This is a genomic window from Clostridium sp. MSJ-8 (genome assembly GCF_018918325.1).
Taxonomy (GTDB): Bacteria; Bacillota; Clostridia; order Clostridiales; family Clostridiaceae; genus Clostridium.
On record NZ_JAHLQH010000050.1, the window covers coordinates 1 to 25,078 of the forward strand.

Annotated in this window: 21 protein-coding genes; 1 reads left to right on the plus strand and 20 read right to left on the minus strand. The window is 31.6% G+C overall.

The features are described 5' to 3' along the window. Positions 1 to 430 precede the first annotated feature (430 nt). Positions 431 to 787: a hypothetical protein gene (locus KQI77_RS11765; RefSeq protein ID WP_253289452.1), complete on the plus strand. Its 357-nt coding sequence runs from the start codon at positions 431 to 433 to the stop codon at positions 785 to 787. A gap of 525 nt (positions 788 to 1,312) precedes the next feature. On the opposite strand, the gene KQI77_RS11770 is transcribed toward KQI77_RS11765, so the two are convergent. The 20 genes from KQI77_RS11770 to KQI77_RS11865 all read right to left on the minus strand — a co-directional run bounded on the left by KQI77_RS11770 (position 1,313) and on the right by KQI77_RS11865 (position 24,974). After that, positions 1,313 to 2,359, minus strand: a complete 1,047-nt coding sequence (locus KQI77_RS11770) for an HAD-IA family hydrolase (RefSeq protein ID WP_216390632.1) — start codon at positions 2,357 to 2,359, stop codon at positions 1,313 to 1,315. A gap of 131 nt (positions 2,360 to 2,490) precedes the next feature. Next, a complete protein-coding gene (guaA, locus tag KQI77_RS11775) occupies positions 2,491 to 4,032 on the minus strand; it encodes a glutamine-hydrolyzing GMP synthase (RefSeq protein WP_216390633.1) in 1,542 nt (513 codons plus the stop codon). Between the two features lie 175 nt (positions 4,033 to 4,207). Continuing rightward, complete coding sequence (guaB, locus tag KQI77_RS11780; RefSeq protein ID WP_216390634.1) at positions 4,208 to 5,662, minus strand: IMP dehydrogenase; 1,455 nt, start codon at positions 5,660 to 5,662, stop codon at positions 4,208 to 4,210. Positions 5,663 to 5,980: 318 nt separating this feature from the next. Beyond that, positions 5,981 to 6,364 carry a type II secretion system protein gene (locus tag KQI77_RS11785; RefSeq protein WP_216390635.1) on the minus strand — a complete coding sequence of 128 codons (384 nt, stop codon included), beginning with the start codon at positions 6,362 to 6,364 and terminating at the stop codon, positions 5,981 to 5,983. A gap of 153 nt (positions 6,365 to 6,517) precedes the next feature. After that, positions 6,518 to 8,140, minus strand: a complete 1,623-nt coding sequence (gene groL, locus KQI77_RS11790) for a chaperonin GroEL (RefSeq protein ID WP_216390636.1) — start codon at positions 8,138 to 8,140, stop codon at positions 6,518 to 6,520. Positions 8,141 to 8,157: 17 nt separating this feature from the next. Then, positions 8,158 to 8,442 carry a co-chaperone GroES gene (groES, locus tag KQI77_RS11795; RefSeq protein WP_216390637.1) on the minus strand — a complete coding sequence of 95 codons (285 nt, stop codon included), beginning with the start codon at positions 8,440 to 8,442 and terminating at the stop codon, positions 8,158 to 8,160. A 457-nt stretch (positions 8,443 to 8,899) separates the two neighbouring features. After that, positions 8,900 to 10,387, minus strand: a complete 1,488-nt coding sequence (locus KQI77_RS11800; protein WP_216390638.1) for a 4Fe-4S dicluster domain-containing protein — start codon at positions 10,385 to 10,387, stop codon at positions 8,900 to 8,902. A 153-nt stretch (positions 10,388 to 10,540) separates the two neighbouring features. Then, positions 10,541 to 11,419 carry a DNA-3-methyladenine glycosylase gene (locus tag KQI77_RS11805; protein WP_216390639.1) on the minus strand — a complete coding sequence of 293 codons (879 nt, stop codon included), beginning with the start codon at positions 11,417 to 11,419 and terminating at the stop codon, positions 10,541 to 10,543. Positions 11,420 to 11,596: 177 nt separating this feature from the next. After that, on the minus strand, positions 11,597 to 12,982 hold the full coding sequence (gltA, locus tag KQI77_RS11810; protein WP_216390640.1) for an NADPH-dependent glutamate synthase: 1,386 nt from the start codon (positions 12,980 to 12,982) through the stop codon (positions 11,597 to 11,599). Further along, the gene (locus KQI77_RS11815; protein ID WP_216390641.1) at positions 12,982 to 13,872 is read right to left on the minus strand and encodes a sulfide/dihydroorotate dehydrogenase-like FAD/NAD-binding protein; all 891 of its coding nucleotides are present in this window, start codon (positions 13,870 to 13,872) and stop codon (positions 12,982 to 12,984) included. The genes gltA and KQI77_RS11815 overlap by 1 nt, the downstream gene beginning before the upstream one ends. A 173-nt stretch (positions 13,873 to 14,045) precedes the next feature. Beyond that, positions 14,046 to 14,894: a 3-hydroxybutyryl-CoA dehydrogenase gene (locus KQI77_RS11820; protein ID WP_216390642.1), complete on the minus strand. Its 849-nt coding sequence runs from the start codon at positions 14,892 to 14,894 to the stop codon at positions 14,046 to 14,048. A gap of 111 nt (positions 14,895 to 15,005) precedes the next feature. Beyond that, positions 15,006 to 16,013: an electron transfer flavoprotein subunit alpha/FixB family protein gene (locus KQI77_RS11825; RefSeq protein ID WP_216390643.1), complete on the minus strand. Its 1,008-nt coding sequence runs from the start codon at positions 16,011 to 16,013 to the stop codon at positions 15,006 to 15,008. A gap of 21 nt (positions 16,014 to 16,034) precedes the next feature. Then, entirely contained in the window at positions 16,035 to 16,814 is a 780-nt protein-coding gene (locus KQI77_RS11830; RefSeq protein ID WP_216390644.1) for an electron transfer flavoprotein subunit beta/FixA family protein, read from the minus strand. Positions 16,815 to 16,827: 13 nt separating this feature from the next. Next, positions 16,828 to 17,973: an acyl-CoA dehydrogenase gene (locus KQI77_RS11835; RefSeq protein ID WP_216390645.1), complete on the minus strand. Its 1,146-nt coding sequence runs from the start codon at positions 17,971 to 17,973 to the stop codon at positions 16,828 to 16,830. Between the two features lie 35 nt (positions 17,974 to 18,008). Continuing rightward, positions 18,009 to 18,794: a short-chain-enoyl-CoA hydratase gene (locus KQI77_RS11840; protein ID WP_216390646.1), complete on the minus strand. Its 786-nt coding sequence runs from the start codon at positions 18,792 to 18,794 to the stop codon at positions 18,009 to 18,011. A gap of 188 nt (positions 18,795 to 18,982) precedes the next feature. Next, positions 18,983 to 19,618, minus strand: coding sequence for a redox-sensing transcriptional repressor Rex (locus KQI77_RS11845; protein ID WP_216390647.1), 636 nt, complete (start codon positions 19,616 to 19,618; stop codon positions 18,983 to 18,985). A 464-nt stretch (positions 19,619 to 20,082) separates the two neighbouring features. Continuing rightward, entirely contained in the window at positions 20,083 to 20,679 is a 597-nt protein-coding gene (locus KQI77_RS11850; protein WP_216390648.1) for an HAD family phosphatase, read from the minus strand. Between the two features lie 34 nt (positions 20,680 to 20,713). Beyond that, positions 20,714 to 22,069: a triacylglycerol lipase gene (locus KQI77_RS11855; protein ID WP_216390649.1), complete on the minus strand. Its 1,356-nt coding sequence runs from the start codon at positions 22,067 to 22,069 to the stop codon at positions 20,714 to 20,716. A 237-nt stretch (positions 22,070 to 22,306) separates the two neighbouring features. Continuing rightward, positions 22,307 to 23,161 carry a hypothetical protein gene (locus tag KQI77_RS11860; protein WP_216390650.1) on the minus strand — a complete coding sequence of 285 codons (855 nt, stop codon included), beginning with the start codon at positions 23,159 to 23,161 and terminating at the stop codon, positions 22,307 to 22,309. A 163-nt stretch (positions 23,162 to 23,324) separates the two neighbouring features. Continuing rightward, on the minus strand, positions 23,325 to 24,974 hold the full coding sequence (locus KQI77_RS11865) for a nucleoside kinase (protein WP_216390651.1): 1,650 nt from the start codon (positions 24,972 to 24,974) through the stop codon (positions 23,325 to 23,327). Positions 24,975 to 25,078: the final 104 nt, after the last annotated feature.

Consider the following 25,078-nt stretch of genomic DNA (forward strand, 5'->3'; position numbering starts at 1 on the left):
TATCATAATAAAATCTCCATAAACATAGTAAAATTAAGGTTTTTCCTAATATAATTATACCATAATTTATTACATTTATGGAGATTATTAACTCGAAAATTATTTACTCTTTATTACTGGTTTATGCTAATCTAAATTTAGGTCACATGGCTCATTGAAAATTAGGTCACTCCAAGACCATTATGATATCCTTTATCTAACAACAGATAAAGGAGGTTGGAAAGGAGTGATCGATTTGGTCATAAAACAACGAATTATCCTTGCGCACATTGATGGAATGAGCAACAGAGCCATTGCAAATCTTCTTCATCTCAGCAAGTGTTGAACATCAAATTATTTAATGTTCAACAAGCATATCCTCTTGATACTCCAAGAATCTGTGCAGCTTTTAAAGATTTCCAATGCGCTAGGCATCAGCATTAACATTTTCATGGATTTTGATATAGAAACAGTTTCTGATGTATTATCATTACTGTTTAAACTGGATGACCAGATTGATATGAAATTTGAGGCAGATAAGGACGATGAGGGCAATTTCAAACCTGCTACTGTTAAGCTGTCCTTTAAGAACAAACTCATCAATAAAAAACTCTGTACCTATATGAAAGCTTTGGAAATTCGTGAAAATATGCTAAATGCTAAAGATGAATATTCAGAAGAAGAGTATGCTGACAGTTTGCAGCATATCAATGAAAATATCGAAGAAATCAAGCAACACCTGCTTGATGACAATATGGTTGTCAAAAAAGGCACTGACCGCCTTACTGTAAAAAATTATCCAAATTAGTAAAACCTCCTGAATTATCAAACATAAGATGATAATATCTAATTAAACAGAAAGCACCCACTTCAAAGGTGGATGCTCCGAGTTTAGGTTAATGAATGTCCTTAAGGACACCGCCTATCCTGTTGGCAGACAGGATAGGCATTTTTATTTTCGCTTGTTTCTCTTATCGAGAAAGGCAAGCAACGCTACAATCAAGCTACCAAAGGACATCAGCAATGCTAATATCCCAATGAAAATCAAAATGATCTCATAAGCCGTCATCGGCACCACGTCTACACTCCGTTTCGGTCGGTGCCAAACAGGTGCCACTGGCACCTAGCACCCCTTCCTATGTATTCCGGTTGCCCGGTATCATAAAACTCGGGAGGCTACCTCTACGCTCCGGTCGGCGCTAAACAAGCGTCCCCCGGACGCTTAACGCCCTGTCATGGGTACTTTTCTTAGATAGTATCCTAACATATATATCTATATCACGTGCACTGCAAGAACAATTGTAATTTGAATCTTATTTTATAGACTCATCCTCTATAAATATTTTAATACATCAGATAAGTTATTAATTTCCATATCAGCTTTTTCACTCTCATCCGTTATATTCCATAAACTTCCAAATCCCTGTTTTACCCATATAGTTTTCATACCCAACTGTTTTGCGGGTACAATATCATTATCAATACGGTCACCAATCATGACTGCATTCTCTGGCTTACAACTACTTCTTTCCAATGCAATTTCAAATATGCGCCTATCTGGTTTTGAAACGCCTTCTTCTGCTGATGCGATAATCAAATCAAGATATTTTCGTACTCCAAGATTTTCTAATCTCTCAGAAGTTCCTAATGATTGGTTTGCAATTACACCAATTTTATAAATTCTACTTAACTTTTTCAAACAATCTTTAGTATCTGTATACAGCCTCTCGTATTGCGATTCCCATTTAGGTAATTTCACCCCCAATTGCCTTGCTACCTCTAAATCTCCTTTTTTGTTTTCTTTATAAAACGCCATGGCATATTTATAAATTTGCTCGTAAGTTAAACCTGATAAATCCGCTATCCTTTTCATCCTGTCTTCATAAACTTTGCTTTCATCAACCAATGTCGATCCAACATCAAAAAATAGCCATTTTATTTCGTCCTTTTTGGGGCAAAATCCTCTTTTTCTTGCTTCTTCTAGCAGTTTGGGTTGAATTTCTGGGTAAGTCCAATTAATCGGTAGTTCATCCATAATTGCTATTTTTTCAATTTCACTGTGAAGCTCTTTTTCAAATGTATGTATATCTGAGAAGAATAATTTTCCAAAAGTCTCCATTCCATCGAAATTATCTGGTGCAGTCACAGAATATATACAAATTGGAGTAATATCAAAAGTTATTGCTCCTGTTTCTTCATATAGTTCTCGTTTGGCTGTTTCAAGAATATCCTCACCATCTTCTCTATGCCCCCCCGGTGCCTCCCATGTATTTCTTTCCTTGTGCTTGCAAAATACCCATTTACCATTATGTCTGGCAATAATAACTGCAAACTTCAGCATTGAATCATTAATACTATCATAAAAATTCACTTTCGTCATATAATGCTCCTTATTAGATTTCATCTATTTTCTTGCCATTATTGCTCTCACAAATAGAGCCAAACCAGAGCCATTTGATAAAACAAATGCCGGAAACCCGCATAAATACAGGCTTTCGGCATTTTAGTCCGTTATTCAAACTCAATAGTAGCTGGTGGTTTTCCAGTGCAATCATAGAATACTCTATTTACACCTTTAACTTCATTTACTATTCTACTTGTAACTTTACCTAATACTTCCCATGGAAGATCTGCTGACTCAGCAGTCATAAAGTCACTTGTTTTTACTGCTCTAAGGGCTATAGCATAGTCATAAGTTCTCTCATCACCCATAACTCCTACAGATCTCATATTAGTTAATGCAGCGAAATATTGACCTATTTCTTTATCTATACCAGCATTAGCTATTTCTTCACGATATATAGCATCTGCATCTTGAACTATTCTTACCTTTTCAGCAGTAACTTCTCCTATTATTCTAATTCCTAGACCAGGACCTGGGAATGGTTGTCTGAATACTAAATATTCAGGAATTCCTAATTCTAAGCCTGCTTTACGAACTTCGTCTTTAAATAATAGTCTTAATGGTTCTACTATTTCTTTAAAATCAACATAATCAGGAAGACCTCCTACATTATGATGTGATTTTATTACTGCAGATTTTCCTAGACCACTTTCTATAACGTCTGGATATATTGTACCTTGAACTAAGAAGTCTACAGCGCCAATCTTTTTAGCTTCTTCTTCGAATACTCTTATGAATTCTTCTCCGATTATCTTTCTCTTAGTTTCAGGATCTTCTACTCCCTTTAACTTCTCATAGAATCTATCTTGAGCATTAACTCTGATGAAGTTTAAATCATATGGACCATCTGGACCAAATACTGCTTCTACTTCATCTCCTTCATTCTTACGAAGTAAGCCGTGATCAACGAATACACATGTAAGTTGTTTACCTACAGCTTTTGATAATAATACTGCTGCTACTGATGAATCAACTCCACCTGATAGAGCACATAATACTTTACCATTACCAACTTTTTCTCTGATTTCTTTTATTGTATTCTCAACAAAAGAATCCATCTTCCAATCTCCTGCACATTTACATACATTAAATACGAAGTTAGATATCATCTTAGTTCCTTCTTGTGTATGCATAACTTCTGGGTGGAATTGAACTGCATATAAGTTCTTATCTTCACATTCCATTGCAGCTACTGGACATACTGGTGTATTACCAATTATCTTGAATCCTTCTGGAGCCTTCTCTATATAATCAGTATGACTCATCCAACATATTGTCTTATCTGATACTCCTTGGAATATCTTAGATGTTGTATCAACATTAACTTCTGTCTTACCATACTCACTAACTGGAGCAGTTTTAACTGATCCATCTAATAAATGAGCCATTAATTGAGAACCATAGCATATGCCTAATATAGGTACTCCTATATTGAATATTTCCTTAGAACATACTGGTGAATCTGCTGCATATACACTGTTAGGTCCACCTGTAAATATGATTCCCTTTGGATTTCTTTCTTTTATTTGATCTAATGAATATGTGTAAGGTACTATCTCACAATACACTCCACATTCTCTAACTCTTCTTGCTATTAATTGATTATATTGTCCACCGAAGTCAACAACTAGCACTAGTTCTTTTTTCATTAAACTTCCTCCGCAAAAAAATTATTTTTTAAGCTTAAGTCTCAATTCTAGCAGAGTTATAAACCTCTTCTCAGACTTAAGCTTATAATACTTATGGCATCTGTATGTTCTAACACTCACATACCATATATAAGAATATCACATACTCGCCATAAGATAAATAATTAAGTTAAAATTATTGATTTACACTGTAGTTTGGAGCTTCTTTAGTTATATTAATATCGTGTGGATGACTTTCTCTTAATCCAGCAGCTGTTTGAACAACAAATCTTGCTGTTTCATATAATGTATTAATATCTTTTGATCCTAAGTATCCCATACCAGATCTTATACCACCAACTAATTGGAATATTGTATCTGCTACATAACCTTTATAAGCAGTTCTTCCTTCTACTCCTTCTGGAACTAACTTCTTATTTCCTTCTTGGAAATATCTATCCTTTGATCCACAAGCCATAGCTGCTAGAGAACCCATTCCTCTATATACCTTATAACTTCTTCCTTGGTATATTTCTATTTCTCCTGGAGCTTCTTCACAACCTGCAAGTAATGAACCCATCATTGCAACTTCTGCTCCTGCTGCTAATGCTTTTACTATGTCTCCTGAGTATTTTATACCACCATCTGCTATTACTGGTACTCCATATTTTCTACCTACTTCTGCACAATCCATAACTGCTGTTAATTGAGGTACACCTACACCAGCAACAACTCTTGTTGTACATATAGATCCAGGTCCTATACCTACCTTAACGCAATCAGCTCCAGCCTTTATTAAGTCTTCTGTAGCTTCTGCTGTTGCTACGTTACCTGCGATTATTTGTAAGTCTGGATAAGCTTGTTTTATTTGCTTAACTGCATCTAAAACTCCCTTTGAATGTCCATGTGCAGTATCTAATGTTATAACATCAACATTAACATCTACTAGAGCCTTAACTCTTTCCATCATATTAGCTGTAACTCCTACAGCTGCTCCACATAATAATCTTCCTTTTGCATCTTTTGCTGCATTTGGATATGCTTTAGTTTTTTCGATATCCTTTATAGTTATTAATCCTTTTAAGTATCCTTCTGAATCTACTAAAGGTAATTTTTCTATTTTATGCTTTCTTAATAATTCTTTTGCTTCATCTAATGTAGTATTAGGTGCAGCTGTTACTAAGTTGTCCTTAGTCATTACATCTTTTATTTTCTTTGAATAATCTGTTTCAAAAGTAGTATCTCTATTTGTTAAGATTCCAACTAACTTACCTTCTACTGTTATAGGAACTCCTGAGATTCTATATTGAGCCATTAAATCTTCAGCATCTTGTAGAGTTTGTTCTGGTGATAAATATATAGGATCTGATATTACCCCATTTTCTTGTCTCTTTACTCTATCAACTTCTCTTGCTTGCTCTTCTATAGTCATGTTTTTATGTATAATACCTATACCACCTTCTCTTGCCATAGCTATAGCCATCTTTGATTCAGTAACTGTATCCATACCAGCACTTATTAATGGTATATTTAACTTGATAGTCTTTGTAAGATTAGTTTGTAGTGATACCTCTCTTGGTAATACCTCTGATTTATTTGGCATTAATAACACGTCATCGAAAGTATAAGCTTGTTTAATTATTTTTCCCATTATATGCATCTCCTTTTGAAATAATTAATTCATCAATTGTAAAATATGCAAGTAAAAATTCATTTTTCGCTGCATTTTTGAGTATAAAAAAAGCACATTAAATTACTTAAATGATATTAATATGCAAAGACTACGTATGTCTTATTTTATTGAACTCACGTATAAATAAGATTTTTATAAATTAAATTAATTATAATGTATGAAAATTTCAAAGTCAATAGAAATGCAATTTTAATTTCATTTTTTATTATTTTTTTCTTGAGAATAAAGGCTAATTTAATTAATTCCTCTACTCTCAATAATTCTCAACTAGTTAGTTTATTCTTGTGATTTCACTAACGTTATAGAATTCTCCTCTATAGAGAATTCTTGTTTCCCTCTTACAATATTATATAAATTCTCATAAGTTAAACTATCACCTACATAAGTTATATCATCCACTTCTAAATATCCTACAGATCCTATCTTAGACTTAAACGATGAAAATTCTGCATCTTCATCTATCTGTTTATCAGATGAATTAGTAGCGTTATACGAATCTACTGCTGTTACAATCTGTCTAGCTTCTTCTACTGCAGCAGTCTTCTTCGCTTCGTTCATATATCCTAATATATTAGGTGCAAGTGTAGCAGATAAAACAACTATAATAGCCATAACTATTATTAGTTCTGTTAATGTAAATCCTTTTCTCTTTTTCTTCATCTCAATCCTCCTTTCATTCCCTTGTTCTTCACTTCTTTAATTATTAGCACAATATATGTTTTTTATACATCTAGCGAAAAAAAACTACCTATAAACACTATGTTTATAGGTAGTTTCTGTTTTAATATATTTTAAATGTGTGTGGTTTATCTATTAATACATTCCTTCCATTCCACCTGGTGCTGCTGGCATTTGTGGTTCTGGTGCTGGAATATCTGCAACTGCTGCTTCAGTTGTCAAGAATGTAGCTGCTACTGATGATGCATTTTGAAGAGCTGATCTAGTAACCTTTGTTGGGTCAACTATACCTGCTTTAATCATATTCTTATATTCACCATTTAAAGCATCATATCCTACTCCAACTTCACTATTTCTTACCTTATCTATAATTACTGAACCTTCAACTCCAGCATTTGTAGCTATTTGTCTTACTGGTTCTTCTAGAGCTCTTACTATTATATTTATACCAACTTGTGTATCTGGTACATCTGAAGTTAACTTAGCAACTTCATTTATAACATTAACATAAGCTGTTCCACCACCTGGAACTATACCTTCTTCAACTGCTGCCTTTGTAGCTGCTAGAGCATCTTCTATTCTTAATTTTCTTTCTTTCAATTCAGTTTCTGTAGCTGCACCTACTTTTACTACTGCAACTCCACCTGCAAGCTTAGCTAATCTTTCTTGTAATTTTTCTTTATCAAATTCTGAAGAAGTTTCTTCTACTTGCATTCTTATTTGGTTAACTCTTGCCTTTATGCTATCTGAATTACCTTTACCATTAACTATAACAGTATGTTCCTTTGTTACCTTTACACTTTCTGATTGTCCTAGCATATCTAATGTAACTTCTTTTAAGTCTCTTCCTAATTCTTCTGAAATTACTTGACCACCTGTTAATATAGCTATATCTTGTAACATTTCTTTTCTTCTATCACCGAAACCTGGAGCTTTTACAGCTACACAAGTAAATGTTCCTCTTAACTTATTAACAACTAATGTTGCCATAGCTTCGCCTTCTATATCTTCTGCTATGATTAAAAGTTTTCTACCTGCTTGAACTATTTGCTCTAATATAGGTAATATTTCTTGAATGTTAGATATCTTCTTATCTGTTATTAATATATATGGATTATCTAGGTTAGCAACCATTTTTTCTGTATCTGTTGACATATAAGGTGAAACATATCCTCTATCGAATTGCATACCTTCAACTACATCTAATTCAGTTCCCATTGATTTAGATTCTTCTATAGTAATAACTCCTTCATTACCAACCTTCTCCATGGCATCTGCTATAAGCTTACCTATTGTAGGATCTGCTGCTGATATTGCAGCTACTCTTGCAATGTCTTCTTTTCCTTCTACTGGTTTAGATATTTTCTTGATTTCTTCTACTGCTTTTTCTACTGCTAGATTAATTCCGTTTCTTATAAGCATTGGATTAGCTCCAGCTGTTACATTCTTTAATCCTTCTCTTATTATTGCTTGAGCTAATAGTGTAGCAGTTGTTGTACCATCTCCTGCAACGTCATTAGTCTTTGTAGCAACTTCTTTTACTAATTGTGCACCCATGTTTTCATATGGATCTTCTAATTCTATTTCTCTAGCTATTGATACACCATCATTAGTTATAAGTGGTGCACCAAACTTTTTATCTAAAACTACATTTCTTCCTTTAGGTCCTAGTGTAACCTTTACTGTATCTGCTAATTTATCAACACCTACTTGCATTGATCTTCTAACGTCTTCTCCGAATTTTAACATTTTAGCCATATTAACATACCTCCTAATTATTCAACTATTGCTAATATATCTTCTTGTTTTAATATCATGTATTCTTCGCCGCCATATTTTACTTCTGTTCCAGCATATTTAGAATATAATACTTTATCTCCAACCTTAACGTCCATTTCTACTCTTTTTCCATCTACAAGAGCTCCAGGTCCTACTGCAACTACTTCAGCTTCTTGAGGTCTTTCTTTAGCTGCACCTGTTAATAATATACCACTTTTAGTAGTTTCTTCTGCTTCTAATTTCTTAATTACAACTCTTTCGCCTAATGGTTTAATATTCATATCTAGTTTCCTCCTTCAATTTTACATTCTATATGTTAAATTTATTCTTATCCCTAATTGTTAGCACTCACTCAAGTAGAGTGCTAATACAATTATTATAATATCCTTTAACTCTACTTTATTCAAATATTGCTTTTTTTATTATACCATCAAATTTTGAGTTTATCGTAGATTAGGTTTAATTTTCTTTGATTTTCTTTATTTTCCTTATTTATTCACCTTTTTATTTCTAATAATATTTTTTTTAGCTCTTATGATAGGTTACAAAGCTTATTTTTTCGAAATTATGTCATGGCACTATTTTGCCTTTTTTATTCTTTAGGTATTATACTCTAACATTATTTAAACACTATATCTAAGATACTATTCACAACTACAAACAAAATATAATTTTCTAAAAAATAAAAAAAGGATCAAATACCACCTTGTGTATTTAACCCTTTATTTAATATTAATCCTATTTTTCTAGATTAACACCTTCATAATCATTTAATGCTTCATTTGATAACACACTCTTAATTGTACCCTTAGCATTATTTCTAGTGAATGTTCCTTTAGCTTTTAATGATGGCATAATCTTTGCCGAACCATTTATACATCCACCTTCACACATCATACCTTCTATAAAGTTTCCTTGTAGTTTGCCTACCTTGGCCATTGTCATTGTTCTCTTTATTTCCGCTCCTCCAGAAACTTTTACAGGTTTAAATTCTACTTCTACTCCACTTTCTGAAATATAATTTTGAATAGCTGCTGTTAATCCACCTGAAGCTCCAAATCCTCTACCAAATATAGATGCATCATTAACTTCAACTTCTTCACATTCTGCTGGATTAATCTCAAAAGCTTCAAATAAAGCACCTAATTCTTCAAATGTTAAAACATAATCAACAGCGTCTTTTAAATTCTTCTTAACAGCCTCTGATTTCTTGGCAGTACATGGTCCTATAAATACTACTTTTGCACTTGGATCTTTTTTCTTGATATATCTACCTGTAGCAACCATAGGTGATACAGTACCTGATATTCTCTCTACTTGATCTGGGAATATCTTTTCTATATACGAATGAAAACCTGGACAACATGAATTAGTCATATACTTGTCCCCTCTCTCCATTCTTTCTACAAATTCTTTGCTTTCATGGACTGTAACTGCATCTGCTCCACAAGCTGCTTCTATCATATCTACAAATCCTAAATCTATTATAGCTTGTTTAACTTTCCCGTAAGGAACTGTTGGAGGGAATTGCCCTGCTATAGCTGGAGCAACAATTGCATATATATTCTCCTTAGCTGCTAACGCTCTTGCAACTGGAACTATTAAACTTCTATCAGATATTGCTCCAAATGGACATGCATCCATACATGCACCACAATTTACACATTTTGCTTCATCAATCATTGATCTCTTATTTTCTTGATTAATCTGTAAAGCGCTTGTTGGACATACTTTTTTACAAGGTCTCATTACTTCAGAAATTGCATCATAAGGACAAGCCTTCTTACACATACCACATTCTTTACATATCTCTTGATTAATATATGCTCTACCACTTACATAACTTATAGCTCCAAAGTTACAAGCTTCTCTACATCTATGAGCTACACAATTTCTACACGAATCAGTAACTGCAAATCTATTAATAGGACAACTATCACAAGCTGCATCTATCACATATATTATTTGTTCGTCTTCTTCTATGCTTTCTAAATTTTCATCTTCTTGTCCATTGGCTAAAAAACCAGCTGCAAGCTTAGCTCTTTCTTGAACTATTGCTCTTTCTTTATATACACAACATCTATACTTAGCAACATCCCCAGGTACAACTTTATAAGGGATCTTGTCTATAGATTCTTTAGTAACATTATCTTCTCTTGCTAATATGGCAACCTCTTTTAACACTTCATGTTTTAATTCGTCAAGTGGATTATCAAATTTAAACATTATTTACCTCCCAAATTATCCATACTTCCTACTTAAAAATAATTATCAGTAACTTTGTTAATATTATAACATACTTTTTTATAATAATATATAATTTTAACGAATTTAACGAAATATTATAACTTTTAACCTAATTACAAATACATAATATTGTTATATATTTATTTTATTTTCCCTTGCATTATAGAACAAATATTGTTGAGCATATCCTGCATATTTTCCAAACTTATCTCTTGCAAATATTCTTATCTTATTAAGTGAACCATCCTCAGCACCATAGAAATGTATCATTGCCCTCTTAACCCAAACATCTACCGGAAATGCTGATGTCTTCTTCATAGAGAAAAACATAATACAATCTGATACTTTTGCTCCTACTCCCTTAAATTCTTGAAGTGCTATATGACACTCATCATCAGGTAATGATGCTATATAATCTAATTTATCAGGATATAAATTAACCCTTGTTATGGTATCAACAAGATATTTACTTCTAAACGAAGCTCCTGTTTCTCTAAGTTCATCTTCAGTAACATCCTTCATTTGCAATGGAGTAGGAAATGCATAATAGGTTTCTCCTTTGTATATTATTTTATCTCCCCACCCTGAAGCTATCTTCTCTATAGTTCTCTTAATAGATGGTATATTATTTCTAGCAGATATGATAAAACTTAATAATATCTCAAATCGCTCTTGGTTTAAGTTTCTTATTCCATATCCATACTCTATACTATCCCTAAGAATAGGATCTTTTATTAATTCTTCCTTAATAACATCATAATCTGTATTCAGATCAAAATAGTCACACCAAATAGATTTAAATTCTTGTTCATTAGTGTTATATAAGGTTACTGTATCTCCTTCCTGCATAACTTCTAATACTTTCCTATAAGCAACTATTATATAATTAACATCAGATATTTTCTTCCATCTAAAACACTGACCACATTCTAATATTTGTTTTATGTCAAAATTCTTAACTCCTTCTATAATAACCTTATTATCACAAAATTCTACATTATTATAATCCATAATGTCTCCTCTCATTTTCTTTTGCATATTTATATTTAATATATCATACCTTGACACATTCTACATTTATTTTGTACAATTATCAACATTTTATCCATACACATTTTAATATATTTCTTAACAAAAAAGTACCTAGATCTATTTCTAGGTACCTTTAAACTGCTTAACTAATTATTCTTATTTGTTGCTTAAATATTCATGTATACCAGCTGCAGCTTTCTTACCAGCTCCCATTGCTAGGATTACTGTAGCAGCTCCTGTTACAGCATCTCCACCAGCAAATACTCCTTCTCTAGAAGTTAATCCAGTTTCTTCTGATGCTATTATACATTTTCTATTATTAATATCTAATCCCTTAGTTGTTGAATGTATTAATGGATTTGGTGATGTACCAAGTGACATTATTACAGTATCAACATCTAAAACAAATTCTGAACCTTCTACTTCAATAGGTTTTCTTCTACCTGATGCATCTGGTTCACCTAATTCCATCTTAACGCATTTCATTCCTGAAACCCATCCCTTATCATCTTGAAGAATTTCAGTTGGATTAGTTAATACATCAAATATTATTCCTTCTTCTTTTGCATGATGTACTTCTTCTGCTCTTGCTGGAAGCTCTGCTTCACCTCTTCTATAAACTATATGCACTTCTGCACCTAATCTTAAAGCTGTTCTAGCAGCATCCATTGCAACGTTTCCTCCACCAACTACAGCAACTTTTTTACCTTCTCTAATTGGTGTAGCATAATCATCCTTAAATGCTTTCATTAAGTTGTTTCTAGTTAAGAATTCATTTGCTGAGAATACTCCATTTGCACTTTCTCCTGGAATTCCCATAAATCTTGGAAGACCAGCACCAGAACCTATGAATACAGCTTGGAATCCTTCATCATCAAATAATTCATCTATTGTTATAGTTCTTCCTATAATTACATTTGTTTCTATTTTAACGCCTAATTTCTTAAGGTTTTCTACTTCACTCTTAACAACTTTTTCCTTTGGTAATCTAAATTCTGGAATACCATAAACTAAAACTCCACCAGCTTCATGTAATGCTTCAAAAACTGTAACATCATATCCAAGCTTTGCCAAGTCACCAGCACATGCAATACCTGCAGGACCACTACCTATAACAGCAACTTTCTTGCCATTCTTTGGTGCAGTTTCTGATAAGTCAACTTTGTTTTCTCTAGCCCAATCTGCTACAAATCTTTCCAACTTACCTATAGCTATTGCTTCACCTTTTATTCCTAATACACATTGTCCTTCACATTGATTTTCTTGAGGACATACTCTACCACAAACAGCTGGTAGTGCTGAAGATTTTGATATAATCTTTGCAGCTTCAGCAAAATTACCTTCTTTTACTTGTGCTATAAAATCAGGAATAGATATACTTACTGGACATTTTGATACGCATCTAGGATTTTTACAATTTAAACATCTTGAAGCTTCTGCTTTAGCTTCTTCTTCATTATATCCTAAACATACTTCTTCAAAATTAGTAGCTCTTACCTTTGGAGCTTGTTCACGTACTGGAATTCTCTTCATTCTATCCATTATTTGTCACCTCCGCAATGTCCGCATCCACCATGATGTGTGTCGCCTTCTTCTAATTTAAGCTTAGCTCTTCCTTCTTCAGTCTTATACATAGTTTGTCTTATCATTGCTTGGTTAAAATCTACTTTGTGTCCATCGAATTCAGGTCCATCAACACAAGCGAACTTCACTTCATCTCCAACAGTAACTCTACATGCACCACACATACCTGTACCGTCTACCATTATTGGATTTAAACTAACAATAGTAGGTATATTTAATTCCTTAGTAAGTAAACATACAAACTTCATCATTATCATCGGTCCAATAGCTACTACTAAATCATATTTTTTTCCTTCTTTTTCTACAAGATCTCTTAGCTTGTCTGTAACTAATCCCTTGTATCCAGATGATCCATCATCAGTTGCTAAATAATAATTTGCAGCAACTTCTTTCATTTCATCTTTTAATATTGCAATGTTTTCACTTCTTGCCCCAACAATAACATCTGCCTTTGCATCTTTTGATGCTAACCATTTTACTTGTGGATATACTGGTGCAGCACCAACTCCACCTGCTACAAATAAAATATTCTTCTTCTTTAAGTCTTCATCTGATTCATGAACTAATTCTGAAGGTTGACCTAATGGACCAACAAAATCTTCAAAATAATCTCCTTCTTGTAAATCAGCCATTAATGTTGTAGATGCTCCTACTGTTTGGAAAACAATAGTTACAGTTCCCTTTTCAGCATCATAATCACATATTGTTAAAGGAATTCTTTCTCCTTTATCGTCTGTCTTTACTATTACGAATTGACCTGGATGAGCTGACTTAGCAACTCTAGGTGCTTCTACGTCCATTAAGTAAATATTATCAGACAATATTTTCTTCTTAGTAATTTTATACACTTTGCTTCCCCCCAATTAATTGATATTAATTAATTTTAATTAACATACTTTTTATTATACAATACAATATATAATGTTGACAAATCATTTTATATCAATATCATTGTTATTATGCTAAAAAAGAACCTTTCAAAAAATAATTTTTTGAAAGGCTCAAAATTACAAGTTAATTTCTATTTAGAATAATCGTAGAATCCTTTTCCAGTCTTTCTTCCTAACCATCCAGCTCTAACATATTTTCTTAATAGTGTACAACATCTATACTTGTTATCACCTGTTTCATTGTATAATACATCCATTATAGCAACAACGATGTCTAATCCAACTAAATCTCCTAATGCTAAAGGTCCCATTGGGTGATTAGCACCTAACATCATAGCATTGTCGATATCTTGAGCAGTTGCTACACCTTCTTGAAGGATACAAGCAGCTTCATTAATCATTGGAATTAATATTCTATTAACAACAAATCCTGGAGCTTCAGCAACTTCTACTGGAGTTTTTCCGATTTGTTCTGACATAGCTTTTACAGCATCAAAAGTTTCTTGAGAAGTAGCAGCTCCTCTTATAACTTCTACTAGTTTCATAACTGGTGCTGGGTTAAAGAAGTGCATTCCTATAACCTTATCAGCTCTCTTTGTAGCTGAAGCAACTTCTGTTATTGATAATGAAGAAGTATTTGAAGCTAAGATAGTATCTGGTTTACAGATTGTATCTAATTCAGCAAATATTTCTTTCTTTATTTTCATGTTTTCTACTGCAGCTTCTACAACTAAGTCACAGTCAGCAGCTAATTGCATATCAGTAGTTCCTGATATTCTTGAAAGTATAGCGTCTTTATCTTCTTCGCTCATCTTTCCTCTTGCAACTCTTTTTTCTAATCCTTTTTGAATTCCAGAGATTCCTCTTTGTACGAATTCATCTTTGATATCTCTAACTATAACATCATTTCCAGCTTGTGCGAATGCTTGAACTATTCCAGCACCCATTGTTCCAGCTCCAAGTACGAATACTTTTGCCATTAAAAATCCCACCTTTTATTATTTTTAATTTATAAAATTATAGAAAAAATCAGGTTTCAACATAGTATACAATATTATATTGAAACACTGATTAATTAAGTCAATCTACTATTATTCAGCAGTAACCATTGCTTTAGCTTGTGCTATTAATTCAGGTACAACTTTCTTTAAGTCACCTACTATACCGTAATCAGCAACTTTCATGATTGGAGCTGTTTCATCTTTGTTAACAGCTATTATCATATCTGAATCTTGCATACCAGCTACGTGTTGAATAGCTCCTGATATACCAACAGCTATATAGATAGATGGTTTAACAGTTTTACCAGTTTGTCCAACTTGGTAAGCATTTTCTATCCATCCTTTTTCTACAGCAGCTCTTGAACCAGCTACAACTCCGCCTAAAACGTCAGCTAATTCTTGTAATAGAGCAAAGTTTTCTTTAGATCCAACTCCTCTACCACCTGCAACTATTATTTTAGCTTCTGATATATCTATGATATCTTTTTTAGTTTTTACAGTTTCAACAACTTTAGTTCTTACATCACTATCAGCTAATTGAACTGCTACTTTTTCTATATTACATTTAGATGCATCTGTATCAACTGCAGCAAATACTCCTGGTCTTACTGTAGCCATTTGTGGTCTATGAGCTGGACAAGCTATTGTTGCCATTAAGTTACCACCAAATGCTGGTCTAGTAGCTAATAAATCTCCTGATTCTACTTCAACATCGATTGATGTACAGTCAGCAGTTAAACCAGTTGATAATCTAGCAGCAACTCTTGGTCCTAAATCTCTACCAATGAAAGTAGCTCCTATAAATAATATTCCTGGTTTCTTTTCATTTGCTAAATCGCAAATAACTTTTGCATATGCATCAGTTGTATAGTGCTCTAAGTTCTTATCTTCAGCAACTAATACTTCATCTGCTCCGTGAGCAGCTAATTTATCTGCTAATCCTGCAACATTATTACCTAATAATAAAGCAGTTAATTTTACTCCTAATTTATCAGCAACTTTTCTACCTTCTCCAAGTAGTTCTAAAGATACTTTTTGTAATTCGCCTTCTCTTTGTTCAGCAAAAACCCAAACGCCTTTGTAATCTGCTATATTCATTCTTATAAACCTCCTATTATCTTAGATGTAGTGTTTCTCTTTTAATTTTCCTAAAACGTAAGCTACTGATTCTTTAGCTCCTTCTTTAACTAATTCGCCAGCACCTTTAACTTCTTTAGTCATTGATTTCTTAACCTTTGTAGGAGATCCCTTAAGACCTAATTCTTCTACTGGTACATCTATATCAGCTGCACTCATAACTTTGATTTGATCATCGCTAGTTGCGAATATTCTTGGAACGCTCATATATCTTGGTGCGTTTAATTCTTCGATTGCAGTTAATAGACATGGAGTCTTAACTTCTACTACTTGATGTCCATCTTCTAATGCTCTGTTAACAGTTAATGTATCTCCATCAACTTTTACATTTTGAACATATGTTACTTGAGGAATTCCTAAATGTTCTGCTATTTCTGGTCCAACTTGTGCAGTATCTCCATCGATAGCTTGTCTTCCTGCAAATACTAAATCATAATCTAATGTAGCTATAACTCCTGCTAAAGCTTTTGAAGTTGCTAATGTATCAGCTCCTCCTAATGCTCTATCTGTTAATAATATAGCTTCATCAGCACCCATACATAATCCTTCAGTTAAAACAGCTTTAGCCATTGGTAATCCCATTGTGATTACTGTTACTTTTCCGCCTACTTGTTCTTTTAATTGAAGTGCACCTTCTAATGCGTGCTTATCTTCTGGGTTCATTATTGATGGAACACCATCTCTTATTAGAGTACCAGTTTTAGGGTCTATTTTTACAGCTGTTGTATCTGGAACTTGTTTTACACAAACTACTATATTCATCTATAAAGTCCTCCTATCTTAAAATGCTTCCTGCGATAACCATCTTTTGAACTTCTGAAGTTCCTTCGTAGATTTCAGTTATCTTAGCATCTCTCATCATTCTTTCCATTGGATATTCTTTAGTGTATCCATATCCACCGAAGATTTGTACTGCCTTAGTTGTTACTTCCATAGCAACTTCTGCAGCAAATAACTTAGCTCTAGCAGCATCTACTGAGTATGGCTTACCAGCTTGTTTTAAACATGCAGCTTTGTATACTAAATGTTTAGCAGCTTGGATCTTAACGTCCATTTCAGCAATGTACCATTGTAATCCTTGGAATGCAGATAATGGTCTACCGAATTGTTTTCTTTCTTTCATATATTGAACACATTCATCGAATGCACCTTCAGCAATACCTAAAGCTTGAGCAGCTATACCTATTCTTCCTCCATCTAGAGTCTTCATAGCTATTGGGAATCCTTTTCCTAATTTTCCAATTAAGTTTTCCTTAGGAACTACGCAATCTTCCATTATTAATTCAGTTGTTGAAGATGCTCTAATACCCATCTTGTTTTCTAAGTTTCCTACTGAGAATCCAGGGAATGATTTTTCTACTATAAATGCAGATATTCCTCTAGTTCCTTGGCTCTTATCAGTCATAGCAAATATTATGAAAGTATCAGCAACTCCACCATTTGTTATGAATATCTTTGAACCATTTAAGATGTAGTTTTCTCCACTTTCATCTAATACTGCAGTTGTTTGTTGTCCAGCTGCATCTGTACCAGCACCTGGTTCAGTTAAACCGAAAGCACCGATTTTCTTTCCTGTAGCTAAATCTGGAAGATATTTTTCTTTTTGTGCTGGAGTACCATGTTCATTGATTACTGAAGCACATAATGATGTATGAGCTGAAAGGATAACTCCTGTAGTAGCACATACCTTTGATAATTCTTCAACTGAGATTATGTATGATAACACATCTCCGTTAGATCCGCCATATTCAGATGAGAAAGGTATTCCCATCATACCTAGCTTAGCCATTTTTTCTACTGTTTCCATTGGAAATCTTTCTGTCTCGTCGATTTCAGCAGCAAGAGGTTTAACTTCATTTACTGCGAATTCTCTAACCATTTGTTGTACTAATTGTTGTTCTCTAGTTAATTCGAAATTCATTAATTATTTCCCTCCTTAATATATTAAAAACAATTTTATTTGTTTTGGAAGTTCTTTTCTTTTCTTCTTTCTAAGAATGCTGTCATTCCTTCTGTTTGATCTTCAGTTGCAAAGCATTTACCGAAGTCTTCAGCTTCTATCATGATAGCTTCATCTATACTTACTTGCATTCCTCTATCAATTGCATCTTTACATAGTCTAACTGCTACTGGAGCATTAGCTATTATCTTTGATGCCATCTTCTTAGCTTCATCCATTAAGTCTTCTAAAGGAACTACTTTGTTAACTAATCCAATTCTATAAGCTTCATCAGCTTTTATATTTTGAGCTGTGTAGATCATTTCTTTAGCTTTTCCTAGACCAACTATTCTAGCTAATCTTTGAGTTCCACCAAATCCTGGTGTAATTCCTAAACCTACTTCTGGTTGTCCAAATACTGCTTTATCTGATGCAATTCTTATGTCACATGCCATTGAAATCTCGCATCCTCCACCTAGAGCAAATCCCGAAACAGCTGCTATAACTGGTTTGTTTAATGTTTCTATTCTTCTGAATACTTTATTACCTAAAGTACCAAATTCTTTTCCTTGTTCTTCATTTAGATCTTTCATTTCTGAAATATCTGCTCCTGCAACAAAGGATTTTTCACCAGCACCAGTTAAAATTACTGCATAAATGTTATTGTCTTTCTCTAAATCATCAACTACTGCATTTAAGTCTTTTAATGTTTCTGAATTAAGTGCATTTAATGCTTTAGGTCTGTTAATAGTGACAATAGCTAAATGACCTTCTTTTTCAAGAATTACATTCTTTAATTCCATTTAATTTCGTCCCCCTTTTCACATATAAGGTTTATTTTTTAGTAATGAATATGGTATTTGTTAATAATATAACAAAGACATATAAAAAAAATAAACTTTTACCATAATTCATTCTATATATGATTATAATGCTTTATAGCACCTTTTGCAACACAAAATGAGATTTTCTGTTAATAGAAACACTTTTTTTATTCAGTTTTATCAGTGTGTAACAAATATATTAATGTCATTAAACTTTCACTTAAATGAACATTCTCTACTTTTACATTACTTGGAACATTTAAGTCTACAGGAGCAAAATTCCATATTGCTCTTATTCCATTCTCAACCATTTTATCACATACCTTTTGAGCATTTCCTCTAGGCACACATATAATAGCTATATCTGTTTCTGTTTCTTTAATATGTTTATCCATCTCGCTAATTTTTCTTATAGGAACATCTTTTATAACTTTTCCTTCAAGTTCTTCATTAGAATCAAAGATTCCAGTTAAATTTATTCCCAATCTATCAAAGCGATAATTTGCTATAGCTTGACCTATATTTCCAGCTCCCACTATAATTGTGTTATAAGTTGTATCTATTCCAAGTATAGTACTTATCTGATAATATAAATCTCTTACATTATATCCATACCCCTGTTGTCCAAAATCCCCAAAACAATTTAAATCTTGTCTAATCTGAGATGCTGTAAAACCGATCTTCTCACCTAATTCTTTTGATGAAATTCTATCTACATCATTTTTCATCAATTCACTTAAATATCTATGATATTTAGGAAGTCTTTTAATTACAGCCATTGAGATATTTTTTTTCTTTTCCATAATGCTAGTTTCAAATCTTTAATATAGATTCGAGAACTACCTCCTTTCATAAAATCATGAAAACAATCTATTATATATATTACCACAATACTAATATATTGTTCCATTAGTTTTATCCAAAAAAGGAATAAAAATTAAAATAGTGACATACCAAAACCTCAAAACAAGTTTATGAACCTATCATAATCGTCAAGCCCTAAGGTCCTATGGTCACCTTGGCGATTTTGTTCCAAATTTGAATTTTGTGCTTTCCTATACGTTAAAAAAAAAGACTTATGCATAACTCAACCCTAACGTTATGCATAAGCCCAAAATATAATTTTAAGTCTACATAATAGACCTATTTAATGCTATCTTAATGCCTGAAAGCACTTTTGCTTTTTCATTATACTTTGACATATATTCAATGTCAATGGATAATATTTGGTTATTTTTCTAGTTATTTTTTTACCATAATAATTATTTTATATTAATTTATTAATCTCTTCTATAAGCTTTTCTTTTGATGTAACATGTATAGATTTTATTCCTAATTCCTCTGCTGCTTTTATATTTTCTAACCTATCATCAAAAAAGATACATTCCGATGGATTAAGACTATATTTATTAAGTAAATACATATATATACCTTTATCAGGCTTGGCTACATTTATTTCATAGGATACTACTTTACCATCTATTTCATCTAAAAATGTAGCTCCTCTAGTATGTTTGTTAAATAAATTTTTAGAATAATTAGATAATAAATATATCTTATATCCTTTTTTCTTTAACAAATGGACTCTATACCAAACATCAGGTCTTTGTACATGCATATATTCTCCATGAGTAATAAACCACTCAATAACTTCTGCATCTTTAGGATATTTCTTCTTATACTCATCAATAACTTCTCTATCTGTCTTTATCCCAAGATCTAATACATGCCACAACTCGTCATTAAACATAAGGTTTCCAACTCTCTCTGCTTCAGACTCTTCAAGACCATAATCACAAAGCATGTCTTTCCATCTATATTCTAACAATACATCTCCAACATCAAATATAATATTTTTTAACATATGTCCTCCTATTTTTTCTAATGTGTTAATGATATTATAATCCCTTTTCCTTTAGTTCACTAACTATCTTCACAAAAAATTCTCTAACATCAAATCCATCTATATTTTCTCTATTTAAGTCAATCATATCTCCATGAGAGATTCCCCTCTTATGTTTGTTATCTAATATCCCCATATCAATGCCATGTACTGCTGAATATGTACCAACTAGTCCATCATTATCACCATCATATTTTTTCACCACATAATATAGTATATTTAATGGAAAAGAAGCGCTACTTGCCTTCTTCATTTTAGACATTACAGATTGATATAAAACTCCTTCACAATCTTCCATTTCTTTGTCTCTCTTAATACATTCCTCATAAGTAAGTGCTTCAACAGATTTTCTAAAATCAGGATTAGTATCTCCTAATACAGTAAAGATCTTTTCATACCTTTTAGCTACAAACTCAACGAAATTATCTGAAACTTTATTCAATATTGCTGTAGCCCACTTGCATCCTTTATGTGGTGTGTTTATTGTAGTTAAAGATGCCACCTTATCTCCTAATCCTAGCTTACTTATTGCATAACGACTATCTAATCCACCCTTCGAGTGTGCAATTATATTAACTTTTTCATAATTATTTTCTTCCATTATTTTAAGTATATTTTCTTTTAATTCTTTTGCACTATCTTCTACAGAATTTGCTGACTGTTGTTTTCCATAATATATAGTTGCACCATTTTTTATAAGTTCAGCAGGAATTCTCCCCCAATAATTAACTAATTGCCAATCTCTAAAGAATACTCCATGTACTAATATTATAGGATATTTTGTTGCACATATCTCATTTTCAGCCCTTGCTTCATCAAGTAATATCTTATCATTCTCTACAATCATTTCTCTTTTTGCTTTTTTACATATTTTTTTAAGCATAATTATATTCAATAGCGGCACCCACCACAAAAATATAATTATAAATTTATCAACCACACTAACTTGTCTTGAAGATATAACAATTCTTATTGTTGCAATTACTAATAACGAAAATGCTATTGCACACATATACACCATAATCGCAACTTTAGTAATAGTACTATAATTCACGTTAAATATTTGATATATTCCTATAAATATTGATATTGTTATAGCCCATATAATTAATTCTAGGACTCTATATCCTTTATATAATATTTTAAGTTTTTTAGACTTATCGTATTTACAAGGAAATACCGCTAATAATAAATATTCAACAATTCCTACAATAACAAATATAGCAGTATGTCCATAACTCGTTATTATGGCTATTTCATTAAACAAAACTTCTATACATGCTACCAACAAAATATTCCATACAAAATACAGTAATTTCTCTCCTACATTTCTACACAGCTTTATTTTCATAAAGATTTCCCCCTGATATTTTTTACACATATAGTATATCATGGATATTGTTTGTATATACAGAAATATTTACGTCTTTCCTATACATAAACTTATAATAGTCAAGGCAACTATAAAACCTTAGATTTAAATTTTACACTTTCTTATATATAAAAAACAATGTTACTAAATATAGCTGATATATTAATTCACGCAAACTAGTAACATTGTTTTTTTACTTATCTAATTAAATTTTCACTAATACTTTATTGATAAATATATTAATACTGTTAAAATTACTATAACCAAAACAATAGTAATAGCGTCATATACTCTATGTTCATATTGATAATCACGCATCCTTATGACATATTTTTCGTCTCTTACTTCTAATTTATGTTTTATTCCTAATATACTTTCAAGAATTACTAATGTAATAATAGGGAATAAATATAATATTAAAAGTATTATAGCTCTCATATTTTGATTATCTACCATAAAAGAAAAAATAAATGAAAATACTACATCTACTCCAAGTATTGGCATAACAAATCTAAGCAATTCATACAGTCTCTCAAAACTATCATCTTTATAACTTACATTTTTATAAAAATCATCCATACTCTTTTCATCATAACAAGAATTTTTATTTAAATCCGATAATTTTTCTATAAAATCTTTTGTAAAAACAGCAATATTCTCAATATTAGATTTAATTTTTATTTCTTCTTTATCCGACTTTATATATATATACCTGTTCCCAAAAACCCTCTTAACAAACTCTACTTGATTTATATCTCTATATCTAATAGTCTTTTCAACACCAATTGATTTGTATGTTAGTTTTTCATCATCAACTAATATCCTTATATGTTTACACTTTTTAAAAATAGTTTTAAATAAAATAACACCCACAAGTGCAATACAGGCTAAAAATAAAACACCAATTATCCAATAATTTTCATTAAACTCTACTCTATCTGAATGTTTTAATGTCAAATTACTTATTGCACCAAATATCAAAAATGCTGAAGTAATATAAGCAAAACAATAACCTAATGTCATTATTGGTTTTCTTAAATGTTTTCTACAGGTATATTCTTTAGCTTGCACGTCTTTTGCCCCCTTTTAGTATCTACTTACATATTATGCATAATAATTATATATCTATTTATACATCCTCACAACATTTTTTTACAAATGTTGTAATATTCATATTTCATTATATACATAAAATATGAATATCCTTTTACTTCACTATTAATAATCAAAAAATTTAATAATTATAGAAACAACTTCCTCCTATAAACTCCCTCAATATAGAATTTTCTAATACCTCTTCCATTTTTATTTCTTTAAAAAAATTCAGAAATGATATAAGTCTTATTGCTTCGTCATAAACAGAACTATCCTTTGATATCTTTTCTAATTGTTTTACTGCATAAGGCTTAAGCACACTTAATTCATATACTAATGTAGAGTTAAACATAACATCTGCTTCTTCTTGGAATACAAATATATTCCTCTTTTCACCTCTTTTTATAGATGGCCACATCTTCAATGTATCTTCTGCACCATATCCTCTAGACAAATAATCTCTCACTATTCTTCTGATTTTTCTAACATCTGTAGTTGCAATTCTATTATGATTATCTAGATTTAGTTGAGTTAATGCTGATATATATATTTTATATTTATTTTCCTTAGGTATCTCTGATGTTAATATTGGATTAAGTCCATGTATTCCTTCTATTACAACTACTCCATTTTGAGGCAATTTAACTTTATGACCTACCATTTCCCTTTTGCCTGTCTTAAAATTAAAAGATGGTATTTCCACTTCTTCACCTTTTAATAATTGCTTCAAATCATAATTAAATGTTTCTAGGTCAATGGCATCTATACTTTCAAAATCATAATTACCATTTTCATCTCTTGGTGTCTTGTCTCTCTCTAAGAAATAATCATCTAATGAAATTCTTATAGGTATTAACCCATTAACTCTAAGTTGAATTCCAAGTCTATTTGCAAATGTAGTTTTTCCAGATGAAGAAGGTCCTGCTATTAATATAACCTTTGCTTGTTCCTTACTTACAATATCATCAGCTATATAAGCTATCTTTTTTTCATGCAAAGCTTCTGATATAAGTATTATCTCCTTCTGTTTATTGTTTATGATTTTTTTATTTAAACTTGCAACTTCTCCAATACCAAGTATATTAAGCCATTCCTCTGTTTCATAAAATATGTTAGCTAAACTTCTCTGTTCTTTAAACTCTGGAAGTACATGAATATCTTGTTCTGTAGGATTTCTTAGTACAAATCCATGTGCATATCTTATCAAATCAAATGCTTTTATTATTCCTGTTGAATATGCCATATTTCCATAGAAATAATCATATCTTCCTTCTAATTCATATAACTTTACTATATCTAAATCAACTTGATCAAGCAATTCCACCTTATCTTGCATATTATAATTTTTAAATATTTCTATTGCTTCTTCTTTCTTCTTAACAACCTTCTTTATAGGCAAGTCCTTATCTATTATTTCTTGCATTTTCTTTTTAATTTTTGCTATTTCAGCATCATTAATAAAATTATCTTTAATAATTTCACCAAATGTACCTTTCGATATAGAATGTTCTATCTTTATCTTAGCATCAGGAAAAATCTCTAAAGCTGCTGTTATAAATATAAATTGAAGTGTTCTAGAATACACTTTCCATCCTAATTCTGATTCTGCATATATTCTAGTTATTTCTCCTTCTTCTAAAATTTTATCACTTAATTCATAAGTATCTCCATTAAATTTACACAATATAACTTCATCATCATGTCTTATATTATCTAAAACTTCTTTAAATGAAGTACCTTTTTCCACTAGAATCTCTGTATTATCAACAAATATCTTTAATTTGTTCATATTAACTTCTCCATTCTTGTCAGTCTATTTTTATCTACTATCTAATATTATATACAATATCTACTCTATATGATAAAGCTCAATTTAATAATTAATGAATATTT